The organism is Spirochaetales bacterium (assembly GCA_016930085.1).
Lineage (GTDB): Bacteria > Spirochaetota > Spirochaetia > SZUA-6 > JAFGRV01 > JAFGHO01.
This window is the reverse complement of record JAFGHO010000079.1, coordinates 1-11,705: the sequence shown is the minus strand read 5'-3', so window position 1 is coordinate 11,705 and position 11,705 is coordinate 1. Positions and strand designations below refer to the sequence as shown.

Below are 11,705 nucleotides of genomic sequence, written 5' to 3'. Positions count from 1 at the left end.
GAGGAAGAGAATCAAAATTCTTTCTCTGTGTGCTTTGAGAGCTTTGTGAGAAATTTCCCTGATTCAAATTTGAATAAGATCTTATGCATAGTAAAAGACGACACATTCACCATGAAGTAAATAATCAAGAGCATCTTCGTTATCATCGCTGGCCGTAATACACAAAGGGAGCCCAGTAAAAGGGTTCCCCGTATATTTCGCTTTTGATAAACTCCCGTTTCATTGCCGTCATCGCCCCGGCGTAACTCATTCCTTTTTCCCGGACGAACCTGTACATGCCCGTCATGAAAATCATGGTGGAGTCGTCCGCCACCTGCCAGAGGGAAACGGAGAGGCCGTTCGCTCCCGCAACCAGGAATGACTGGGTCAGTCCCACGACACCTTCCCCCCCGTACAGCTTCCCCAGTCCCGTCTCGCACGCGGAAAGGTTGATGAAATCGGCTTCGAGTTCGAGTGCGGCGATTTCTTTCATGTTCAGGTACCCGTCCTCGCCTCCTTTTTCCCGCTTGAAAAGGGAAAGCACCACGGCCGAGAGTTCCGGTATTTCGGGAACGACGATGCCGTGGGTCGCGAAATGTATCACCTCGTAGTCTTTCAGGGAACCGTTCTTCGACATCGCCTTTATCCTGGATTCATCGGCGTCTTTTCCGGTAAAGACCGTGCTTTTGGGAATTATCGTCCTGATCGCCTCGACTTCAGCCAATGTCCCGGGCAGGTTGTCGAGGCCGATGCCGAGCCGGTCGTAGGCGCCGCGGGTGCTTTCTCCACCGGTAACGTTCGCGAGTATCTGTTTTTTCAGATACTCGAGCTGCCGTTCGTTTTCGATCATATCGTGCGGATAGGCGGCCTCATCGTAAACGGCGCCGCCGAATGCCAGGAGGGGCTTTTTCTTTTTTCCCCCGGCCCGTTTCCCGATGAGTGCGGATACGGTCAGGGACTGGGTGTAGGTGATATGGTGCTTTTCCGCCATATAACGGCCGTCGGGCATGATGAGGGTTTCAAAAGGAAGGAACGCGAGGACGCCGTCCGGAATGATGAGAAGGGTTTCCCTTCCGCCTATATATTTTTCCAGGGAGGAAAAAAGAAATGTATAGAGTTGCCGTGAAATGAAGTCGAAGGACTTCATGTCGGCCTTTGACGGGAAGGTGTGCGACGCCAGGTGCCGGTAATAGGTGACGATCGTATCAAAGTCATTCGCCTGTGACGCGCTTGATTTCCCGTTACCGGTCTTTCCCTTTATGGTAATGCCCCTGAGTTTGTTGAGCGTCATCGATATTTTTGTTTTATATTTCCGGTTGATCCCGGAAACCATTGTTTCCCTGTTCATTTCAAAACCGGATAATGTCCTGTCCGTGGCGATCATGACGATGATATTGTTCAGGTTGACATTGGCAAAGCTTATGACGGCGGTGTCGTTATCGAGTGATTTCCGGAAACTTTCCATTCCCCCGAATATGAAGGTTTTCTCTTCGAGTCTTTCTCCCATCTGTTCGACAAGATACTTTGCGCGGGAAAGTTCGGCCGTTTCGAATGCCCGCGTGATGTCATCATCACGGATGTAAGCCGATGTCAGCAATTGGTAGGCTGCCATCTGTGAAGCCAGATAATCGCGCCGTATTTCCCCGGCCGCGGTCAATCGCAATTGCTCAATAATATCTATCGATTGCCGGAGATAATCCGATGAGGTTTCGTATTTTTTTAAATGGTAGTACCCCGCCCCGATATTGGTCAAATCCCGTGCCATTCCCTGTTTGATTCCGGCGGATTCATCGATTTCATATGCCTTCGTGCAATATTCTATCGCTTTTTCATATTCTTTACGGTCGCTATAGACGGTTCCGATATTGTTCATATACACCGCCATATCGCCTTTATGTCCCAATTCTTCCGCTATTGCCGCCGCTTTTTTAAAATAGTCAAGCGCTTCATCATGGCGCCCGTTGTCCTGATGAATACGTCCGATGTTGTTCAATTGAATCGCGATCGACGCTTTCCTTTTCAGTTCCCTGTTGATCTCGACGGCCTTCGTGTAATAACCGATCGCCTCATCGTCGCGTCCGAGGGATTTATACGCCGCCCCGATGTTGTTCAATCCGATCGCGATATCGGTTTTTGTCCCGTACTTCTCATAGAGGGTGAGTGCCTTCGAATAATAATCGAGGGCCTTTTCGTACTGTCCCCAGACATGGTAGAGCTCTCCGATATTGTTCAGGGATGTCGCCATATCGGCTTTTGCGCCGCGTTCGGTATCCATCTCAAGCGATTCGCTAAAACAATCAAGCGCCTTGTCGTAGTATCCCCATGCGAGATATACCAGCCCGATATATGTCAATGACACAGAGATATACGATTTGAATCCCGATTTCCTGTTGAGGGCGAGGGCTTTCGTATAATACTCGATCGCCTTTTCGAACTCACCCCGCTGCCGGTACACATTCCCGATAAAGTTCAGCCGAATGACGATATGCGACGTATCGCCGGCCTCCTCGTCGACGGCCAGGGCCTTTTTATAATAGAAAAGCGCCCGTTCGCCGTTTCCGAGGTGGGCGTACATAATACCGATATTGAACAGCGAGTCGGACCACGCGTCCTTTACCCCTTCTTTTTCCCAGAGTTCGGCAGCTTTTTCGAAAAAGGTAATCGCCTCTTCGTAGTTGTGTTCTTTGAAGGCATCGTATCCGAGCGAAAAATAATCGTCGGCTGATTCGGAATAGAGAACGCCCGCTGAAACGAACAGAATGAAAACGGCGATCTGGTTTTTATGCATGGCTTACTCCCCGGCGGTTTCAAATCGGTTCATCCCGGTTTGTGTATAGTATAGCGATTTTCCGGGTAAAAAACAACCGCATTCGACCAGGAGAGGCCGCGGGAGATACTCTCGTTAACATCCGGTGATCACCCCTCCGTAATACTGCGAGACGATAATCACACATACGATAAATCGGATTTATTCGAAATTGTAATATAAGGAATAATCCGATGAATACGGATGGGTACATCCGGAGTCAAAAGCGGTTTGACCAAATCAAGCAGCCGGTTTATAGTAGCCGGGAGGGATTTTCTTCTGGAACGCTATATATATTATATGATCATTCTGATGGTTCTCTCCGAATCCGATTTCCGGCGCCTCGTCTCCGGCGACCCGGAGATGATCGAAGTCATCTATGAAGAGTATCAGAAGGCGATCACGACCTATTTTATCGTCAGGACATTCGGTAACAGGTCGATCGCCGAAGACCTCGTCCATGAGACTTTCTGTTCGATCATGGAGAGCGTTCACCGGCTGAAAAAAAGGGAAACGATTTCTCTCTGGATTTTCACCATTGCAAAACGGACGCTCATCAAATACCAGCGAAAGTTGTTCCGCCGGAGGAAATACATGAATATCATGAAAGAACGGTATGAGGAACATCCGGATGTCGTCGAATCGATCCAGAAAAAACAAAAGCTTTTACTGTTCACCATGGCCCTCGATTCGCTGAAGCCGGAGTACCGGAAGATTTTCGACCTCCGCTATGACGAGCGCCTGCCGGTAAAAGCGATCGCCGCGCGTACGGGCAGAACGGAAAAATCGGTTGAAAATATATTGCGCCGGATAAAAACGAAACTGAAGCAGACGATGATCGCCAGGGGGGAAAGTTTTTTCGCGGAGGAGGTGGAGGAGCATGATGAAGCGTGATATAAAGGAGTGGATCAGACATCTCGATGAGTCTGATTTTTATTCGCTCGTCAAAGATGCAAAAACCGGACTCGATACGGTGGGAAACGAAAAAAGTAGTCTTATTAAGGAAGAGATCAGGTCGTTTTCACCGCGCAGCCGGCCCCCCGTGAAAGGCGCACTTCCCGCCGTTATACTGCGTTTCGGTATCGCCGCTGCGATCGTCATCGGTCTCGCCGGATTCCTTTTTTTCATGATAAACGGCATGAGTGGGCTCCGGGCCGTTCCCGTCATTACGAGCGGCCGTATCGAAGTGTCAAAAGACGATATCGGTCTTGAAATGGCCGAAGGCGCCCCCTTTCGGGAGGGTGAATCGATCGCGACGGGCGCTTCCTCTTCCTGTACCTTTACCGCAGGCGGCACCCTCGTGAAAATGAATCAGCATACGCGTATAAGGCTTGCCGAATTATCGAAAAAGGAGGTCCGTATCGGGCTCGAATACGGGGAAATACAGCTTGATACAGGCGGCCCCGGCGAGGCCATCACGATCGGTGTTCCGACATTCGGGGTAATCGCCCGGTTTGCCGGTATCGCGCTGGTCCGATACGGGAACGATTCGGCGTATATCGCGCTGTATGAAGGCCGGGTGGAGATACGGACGGATACGGCGGGAGAAAAGCAGCGGCATATTCAGCTCGAAGCGGGGGAGGATGTTCTTTTTACGGAAGGGGCAGACCCGGTTCGGGGCAGGTTATCCGGCAGTACCGGTCTTCTCCTTGAAACGTTTTCCGTAATGGCGGACATTCCCGTGTCCGCCGGAGGCGCCGGACTTCGTATCGATACCGGAGAAACCGGTGTCGGTCTTTTTATCGACGATGTATTTATTCAGCTGTTCGACGATTCGATCGTCCTTTCACTCTCTCCTGGCGAACACAGCGTCCGGCTCGAAAAGGAAGGATACGTCCCATATAAGGAGATCGTAGCCCTTGATGCGATGAGGACAAAGACGATAAAGCCGGGATTAATGGAAAGCGATCCGGGGCATGATGGTAATGAAACGGGTTCTAAAAAAAGAAAATTCGGCGACGTCGAGACAGTCTATGCCCCCGGGAGTACCGGAACTTCAAAAAATACGGCGGTATTGGGGTTTGCCGCTTCATCCGGCCGCATCATTGCTGTGTGCGGCGACAGGCTGGTTTGTTTCGACGGCAACGGGGATGTTGCGTGGGAGAGGATTTTCGAGAGGAAGGAAAGAATCGTTTTCGAATCGACGGGACGTATCTACCGTGGAAACCTCTATATACCGACCTACTACAAGCTTCTTGTCGTCGATATCGCTTCCGGCAGCTATCGGGAAAGTGAGGCCCCCGGCATCATAGGCGACGGGATCGGAATGGGCGCAAAAGGCGGCCTTCTCTATATGCCGTATCCGGACGGGATGTACGTCTTTGATATGAACGCCGGTACCGCATCCCCCGAAGCCCTCTTCGTGTTCCAGAACCCGTTGACGCCGCTTTTGACTGAAAAGGGTATCTGTCTTTCGTCATTTATCGCCCCCGAGATCGCCCTGTTCTCATATAGCGGCGAACCAATACGCCGGGGGAAGCTTCCGGCGCCCTGCGTCTGTCCACCGGTCGAAGCGGCGGGGTATATAATCGCCGGGGATAACGGCGGGACGGTCACAAAATCGACATCGGACCTCGAGAAAACCGCCGATGTACAACTGGAAACGGGGATTGCCTCATTGGCCGTATGGCGGGACGAGTATATATACGCGGTGACCGTCAATGGAAAGCTGTACCGTATCCGTTTCAACGGCATGACCGAAGCCGGTAAAATAACGATTGACAAAATCCCGGATCCCGGTATATACTTGTACAAAAGACCTGTGCTTATTGAAAATGATATTCTTATTGGAACGGATGGGGGCGAAATCGCGGTTGTCGATTGCGTGGACATGACGGTCCGCGGAATGAAGAAAATCTCCGGCGACCCCGCAAGCTGTCCGGTATTCCTTTGGGATGATTACTGTTACACGGGAACAAAAAACGGAACGATTTTCCGTATTGAATATAAATGATAAAAAATGAAAAGAAAATTCGTGTTTTGCATCGCCGCGTTTCTGACGGCGCAGATGGTGTGCGCCGCCTTCGACTGCAAGCGTATCGCGGTCGTTCCGTTTATCAATAACGGGGAACTCGAATACGAGAAACTCGGCGATTACATCCCATCCTATCTCATCATGCTGCTGAAAGACCGGGAGGATTACCATGTAAATCAGCTGCAGGATGTCAAACAGGCAATGGCGCGAAAAGGGTACCGCCGTGAAGATTTGAAAAACATGCAGGTGCTCAAGGCAATCGCGGACGAGTTGAAATCGGACTATATTATCGGCGGGTTTCTCAATGAAGAGGGAAATCTGGTATATGTTACCCCGATGATTTACAGGATTGACGAATCCGGGATGAATATGGACAGCAGGGTGATCGGGATGGATTTCGACGGTACCGACCTCTTTGCCGTCAACGGGGCGTTCGAAAAGCTGGTTTCTTTTATTGAAGAGATTCTGGGTATCATTATCGATCCCGGATTTCTCACCGTCATGACCGATGCGGCATGCACCCTGTCTGTCGACGGATACGATTGCGGAAACACGCCGATCCAGATCCCCCTTGGCGAAGGCGGGCACCGGATGACGGTGACCCATTCATCGGCGGACGGAGAAGAGACGGTATATGCGGAAACCTTCCGGATCGGAAAGGGCGAGCATCTCCTAAGGGATGTCCGCGTTTTCCGCAGGCTTTGCGTGAACGCGGAAGAAAAGTGCACCGTATTCATCAACGGCGAAGAGCGCGGCCCTACGCCTTTTGAGACGGATCTCTATGCGGGAAGGGACTATCAGTTGAAGCTCCTCTATTATCATGATGACGGGAGGATCATTCAAGTATCCAATAAGATTATTTCCACGCGGGATGAACTGCCTCCGTATTATTTCACATCAAGGGCCTCGGTAACGATCGAATGCCCCCCGCCGTTCGAGGCGGACGCGGGTACCGGAGAAAGCATCGGGCTTCCTGCGACGATCGACGATCTTGTGCCGGGAAGCCGCCGTATCAGGGTGCTGCTGGCGGACGCAACCGGGTCCCGCCGATGGGTTTTTTACGACAGACGAATCGATCTCGCCCCTTTTCAATCCCTGACGCTCGACCCCGGAGACTTCGGTTACCGCCGCAACCTCATGCTCGCCCTTATCCCTTCCGCGGCGCAGTTCCATAACAGGGAACCGGTAAAAGGGTGGATCGTATTAGCGGGAATTCTCGCCGCGGGAACCGCCATAGGACTCACCGCCCGGCAGTGGGCTTACTGGGGCGGCGAGTACGACGGGCTGTGGGACGCGCGCATAAATCCCCCGGAAGGGTGGGTGGGGGCTATTACCGAAGCTGAAAAACAACGGGACATGTATTGCCTCCTTTTTGCAGGGGCGTGCGTTCTGTTCGGCGGGATCTATGTGTATTCGGCGGTCGACGGTGTTGTCACGATGAACGGGATGGACGGTCTCATCCATTCGGCCGATTAAAAAAACCTGAATGTCGAGAGTGGTTTTGCTTCCGCGGGCTATATAGAAGTAACACTATCAACATCAACTGGAGGTTTATATGAAAATGTTATGTAAAAAAAACAACATCTTTGCGTGCCTTGCATCCGTCCCGTGCGCGGTGATAACGGTGGTTTTATTCATTTTTCTCCTCAATTCCTGCAATGATATCACCGATTTTTTTGCACCGGAGCAAGGACCGGGAAATGCGACCATAAAGATCGACAATGGAGGAGGTCCCGCGGCCGACACATATGAAATAGTGCTGGACGGGGAAGGCAAGGGGACAGAAGAACGGGCAACGGGTGAATCCGAGGAAACATTCGAGGGGCTTGCTTCCGGTTACTGGACCGTAACGATCACCGCCTACAATGATGAAGAAAAGATCGTCGGCAGCGCAGAGGTGGGGTTCGAGGTCGATGCGGGCAAGACCGTCATCATTACGGTGATCGTGATTGTTGTCAGGGACGAACCATTACCGGTCACGGTTACCGTCAATCACACCATAGGCTGCGATAGCGGCGGATGCCCTGAATCATATGTTGTCAAGGGCCAAAGTGGGAGTTCTTTTCCTATCGAAACAATCGCTTCGTATATGGAAGGGGGGATTTCATGCCCTTCCGAATGCCCCATGCATTATTTCACGAAATGGAGCGCAATCGGAGGTGTCACGGTCGCGAATACCGGATCCGCAAGCACGACATTTTACATCACCGGCAGTCCGGGAACCTATGCAACGATAACGGCGAATTACAGAAAAATGGTCACGTACCGGACGAGTTTCACGAATCCCGCAGGACAATTTATATTCGAAGTTCCCGCCGAATTTAAAAGCATCGAATCGTCTTCCGTGACAGTCATCGGCGGGGGGGGCGGCGGTGACGGCGGATATGGAACATATACAAGCGGCTACAGCGCCGGATCGTGTTACGGCGGGGGCGGCGGCGCGGGTGAGGTCGTCACTTCGACGGCGCTGCTGCAATCGGGTGTTACCTACCAGGTGCGCATCGGGGCCGGCGGCAGCGGCGGTCCGGGCAATTGCACGGGATGCGGATACGAGCCTTCTTACGCAGGAGACGGGAGTTCGTCGAGTTTCAGCGGAGGGGCGAATGATCTTTCCGCTGCAGGGGGTAGTGGTGCAAGGAACGCTTCAGGGGGCTCCGGATATCCGCCCGGAACGAACGGGGGGTGCTGTACGATATATTTCGGACAGCCGACGCCCCCTTGTGCCAATAATCCCCCGGTGGGAAGGGGAGGAAACAACAGCTCCGGATACGGCAGAGGCGGCGACGGTTCTACCGGCGAATCAGTCGGCGGCCAGAACGGCCAGAGCGGCGCCGTCATTGTTGAAGTGACCGGTGAGGTTTCGGATTAATTAATGGCAATATAAGAAAAACGGCCGTCCGGGAAATATATCGGACGGCCGTTTTTTTTCTTTGACCGCGATTCCCATGGCATATTCGATAAGGCACCATATCTCTGCGGATCCGACTTTACCGGAATGGTTTGCGTTCGGCTGCTTGAAGAAGGACGCGGCGCAGCAGATACGGTTGATTCCCCTTGACACCGACCTCCGTCCCCGTTACTATCGGTATACACCAATAAACGAACAGGACAGGTCATGAAAGAAACAGCTTTGGAAACGATAAAAGAGCGAACTATCGATTTTACCGCCATGAAGGACAGGGAAGTGGTCCTCTGCGGGATGATCCAGAATATCCGGGTGCTTTCCTGGGGCGCGTTTCTCATTCTGAGAACCCCGGAGTACACGATCCAGACGATCCTGGACAATTCGACGATCAATATCCCGCCGGACAGGATTCCGGTCGAATCAGCGGTACGGATACGGGGTATCGTCAGGGACGCGAAAATCAAGGATACGGCGTTGTGGCCGAGGGATGCCGAGATACACGCGACCGAGATCACCCTGATTTCCACCCCGGCGGTCTCATCGCTTCCCGTCGACACGACGAAGAAGGAACTGAACGTCCACCTCGACAAGAAGTTCGACTACCGTCCCCTCACCCTCCGCCACCCGAGGGAGCGGGCGGTGTTCCGGGTCGCGGCCGCGATCTGCAACGAGTTCGGCGATTACCTTGCCTCGATCGGGTTTACCCGTATCTGTTCGCCCAAAATCGTGTACTCGGGCGCCGAGGGCGGGGCGAATATATTCGGTCTCGACTATTTCGGGCGCGAGGCGTATCTCACGCAGTCGCCCCAGTTTTACAAACAGATGATGGTCGGGGTATACGGCCGCGTGTTCGAAACCGGGCCGGTGTTCCGTGCGGAAAAGCACGATACCTCGCGCCACCTGAACGAATATATCTCGCTCGATTTCGAGATGGGATTCATCGATGGTTTCATGGACCTTATCAGGGTCGAGGCGCACGCCCTGAACGCGATATTCGGCCGGCTCGAACGGGATTGCGGCAACGAGATCGAACTCCTCGGCATCAGGCTTCCGAAAATAGAGCGGATCGTCACCGTCGAGTTCGACGAAGTGCACGAGATCGTCCTGAAGGAATCCGGCAAGGACTACAGGTCCGAACCCGACCTCGCGCCGGAAGAGGAAAAACTCCTTTCCGAATACGCGGTGAGGGAATGGAACACGGAGTTCGTCTTCGTCACCCGTTATCCCTCTTCGAAACGGCCGTTCTATACCATGGACGATCCCGACGATCCCGAAAAGACATGCTCCTTCGACCTCGTTTTCAGGAACATGGAGATCACGACGGGGGGGCAAAGGCTTCACCGCTACGAGGACTATGAGGCGAAGATGAAGCGGCTGGGGATGAATGTCGACATGTTCGGGAGTTACCTCCAGGCGTTCCGGTTCGGGATGCCACCGCACGGGGGACTGGGACTCGGCCTCGAGCGGCTGACCGCGCAGCTTTGCGGGCTTTCAAACATAAAGGAAGCGAGTCTCTTCCCGCGGGACATCAACAGGCTCGAACCGTAGATTCGCCGTTGTCAATATCCGAAACACATTACCCGCCTCACACACTTGCAGGCGATCCTGCACCGGACGCCGTTTTTCCGTTCATTGAACGGCGTTGAGGAACGCGGCGTCGTCTTCAGGCAGGCTGGTATTAATGTTGATGCGGGAGCCGAGTTCGAAACCGGCCTGCGTGGTGAGGCGGGGACGGATCTGGAGATACCAGTGCAGCTGGGGTTCGTCCGTCTCGAAACGGACGGAGGAGTGGATGATGAAATTGTAGTCGAGGTCCCCGAAGGCGCGGAATAGCCGTCCCAGGATGTTCGAAAGGGCCTCCGTGAGTTTTTGTTTATGCGGCGTGTCGACCTCACTGAAGGACGCCTGATGCCGCCGGGGGATGATCCAGACCTCGCAGGGAACCTCGGCCGCGAAAGGGACAAAGGCCAGAAAGAGATCGTTCGAATACACGACCCGCCGGCCGTCTTCCTCCTCGAAGCGTATCACGTCGCAAAACACGCACCGGTTCCACTCGTCGAAATACCGCTGGGCCTCCTCATTGCGGAAGCGGATCCCGTTCGGCACGACACCGGTCGCGATAATCTGTGAATGGGGATGAACGAGCGAGGCCCCCGCCTTTTCCCCGTGGTTCCTGAAAATAAGGACCATCATGTTGCGTTCGTCATCCAGAAGTTCGCAGTACCTTTGGTGGTAGGTTTCGATGACGAGCGAGAGTTCACGGTGCGGCATCATGGCGAGTTCCCCGTTGTGATACGGGCTTTCGACGATCACCTCGTGCCTGCCGTAGCCGGGCATGTGGAGATAAATCCCGTGCACCGAACGTTTGCTCGAGAGTTCGGGAACCAGGGCGGGGTATTTGTTGGGGATCACGCGCGTCTGAAATCCGAATTCGTTTTTCGCAGGGACCTCCAGAATTATCTCTCCGAGCCTTTCCTCGTTCCCCGCACAGAACGGGCAGTGTTTGTCGTGGGGGGGGATCGGAGACGGTCTTCCGCCTTCCGCCTTTTCAGCGAAATCGCGGGGACGCTTTCCCCTTGCGGTCGAGAAGATGACCCATTCCCTGGTTACCTTGTTCTGACGGATTTCATGCATATGGTGCAAAGCATAGCAGAAACGGGAGGGGTTGGGCAAGGGGGATATCAAACCGTCTCGATGATTACGGTGCTTGTCACTTCTATCAGGAATAAACGAAATAATTTGACAGTAACGGGCTGCCGGATTACAATTTAAAATGAAGCAAGTTCCGGTTCGAAAAAATGCTTTTTAAACGGTTAAACCTGAAGCGAGAATGAAGGTTCAAATGAGGAAACAGAATAATATAATAATCGCTGAGATACATCAATTAACCGAAATGATTAAAAAAAATCCTTCTGATAGTAATTTATATATTGACCGAGCAATGCTTTATTATAACCTAAATTGAGTGATTCTCTTTAATCAGCCGCAACAGAGCATTCCAACCAACTATCAGACGACAAATCGTCGTGAATTATACCAGT

The 11,705-nt window shown here is 52.7% G+C and carries 7 protein-coding genes; 5 read left to right on the top strand and 2 right to left on the bottom strand.

Annotated elements, in window-relative coordinates:
* Positions 1 to 142: 142 nt before the first annotated feature.
* Positions 143 to 2,767: a tetratricopeptide repeat protein gene (locus JW881_13700; GenBank protein ID MBN1698564.1), complete on the bottom strand. Its 2,625-nt coding sequence runs from the start codon at positions 2,765 to 2,767 to the stop codon at positions 143 to 145.
* A gap of 222 nt (positions 2,768 to 2,989) precedes the next feature.
* On the opposite strand from JW881_13700, the gene JW881_13695 reads away from it, so the two are divergent.
* The 5 genes from JW881_13695 to aspS all read left to right on the top strand — a co-directional run bounded on the left by JW881_13695 (position 2,990) and on the right by aspS (position 10,212).
* On the top strand, positions 2,990 to 3,679 hold the full coding sequence (locus tag JW881_13695) for a sigma-70 family RNA polymerase sigma factor (protein MBN1698563.1): 690 nt from the start codon (positions 2,990 to 2,992) through the stop codon (positions 3,677 to 3,679).
* Positions 3,666 to 5,738 (top strand): FecR domain-containing protein, encoded by a 2,073-nt coding sequence (locus JW881_13690; protein ID MBN1698562.1) that lies wholly within the window; start codon positions 3,666 to 3,668, stop codon positions 5,736 to 5,738. Before JW881_13695 ends, JW881_13690 begins: the two co-directional genes overlap by 14 nt.
* A 6-nt stretch (positions 5,739 to 5,744) precedes the next feature.
* Complete coding sequence (locus JW881_13685) at positions 5,745 to 7,235, top strand: hypothetical protein (GenBank protein MBN1698561.1); 1,491 nt, start codon at positions 5,745 to 5,747, stop codon at positions 7,233 to 7,235.
* Positions 7,236 to 7,314: 79 nt separating this feature from the next.
* Complete coding sequence (locus JW881_13680; GenBank protein MBN1698560.1) at positions 7,315 to 8,628, top strand: hypothetical protein; 1,314 nt, start codon at positions 7,315 to 7,317, stop codon at positions 8,626 to 8,628.
* A gap of 246 nt (positions 8,629 to 8,874) precedes the next feature.
* Complete coding sequence (aspS, locus tag JW881_13675) at positions 8,875 to 10,212, top strand: aspartate--tRNA(Asn) ligase (GenBank protein ID MBN1698559.1); 1,338 nt, start codon at positions 8,875 to 8,877, stop codon at positions 10,210 to 10,212.
* A gap of 81 nt (positions 10,213 to 10,293) precedes the next feature.
* Here aspS and galT read toward each other — a convergent pair whose 3' ends face one another.
* The gene (galT, locus tag JW881_13670; protein ID MBN1698558.1) at positions 10,294 to 11,298 is read right to left on the bottom strand and encodes a galactose-1-phosphate uridylyltransferase; all 1,005 of its coding nucleotides are present in this window, start codon (positions 11,296 to 11,298) and stop codon (positions 10,294 to 10,296) included.
* Positions 11,299 to 11,705 lie beyond the last annotated feature (407 nt).

Coding starts and splice junctions, on each gene's coding strand:
- aspS (MBN1698559.1), top strand. CDS start 8,875: ATGAAAGAAACAGCTTTGGAAACGATAAAAGAGCGAACTATCGATTTT.
- JW881_13680 (MBN1698560.1), top strand. CDS start 7,315: ATGAAAATGTTATGTAAAAAAAACAACATCTTTGCGTGCCTTGCATCC.
- JW881_13700 (MBN1698564.1), bottom strand. CDS start 2,767: ATGCATAAAAACCAGATCGCCGTTTTCATTCTGTTCGTTTCAGCGGGC.
- galT (MBN1698558.1), bottom strand. CDS start 11,298: ATGCATGAAATCCGTCAGAACAAGGTAACCAGGGAATGGGTCATCTTC.
- JW881_13685 (MBN1698561.1), top strand. CDS start 5,745: ATGAAAAGAAAATTCGTGTTTTGCATCGCCGCGTTTCTGACGGCGCAG.
- JW881_13695 (MBN1698563.1), top strand. CDS start 2,990: ATGGGTACATCCGGAGTCAAAAGCGGTTTGACCAAATCAAGCAGCCGG.
- JW881_13690 (MBN1698562.1), top strand. CDS start 3,666: ATGATGAAGCGTGATATAAAGGAGTGGATCAGACATCTCGATGAGTCT.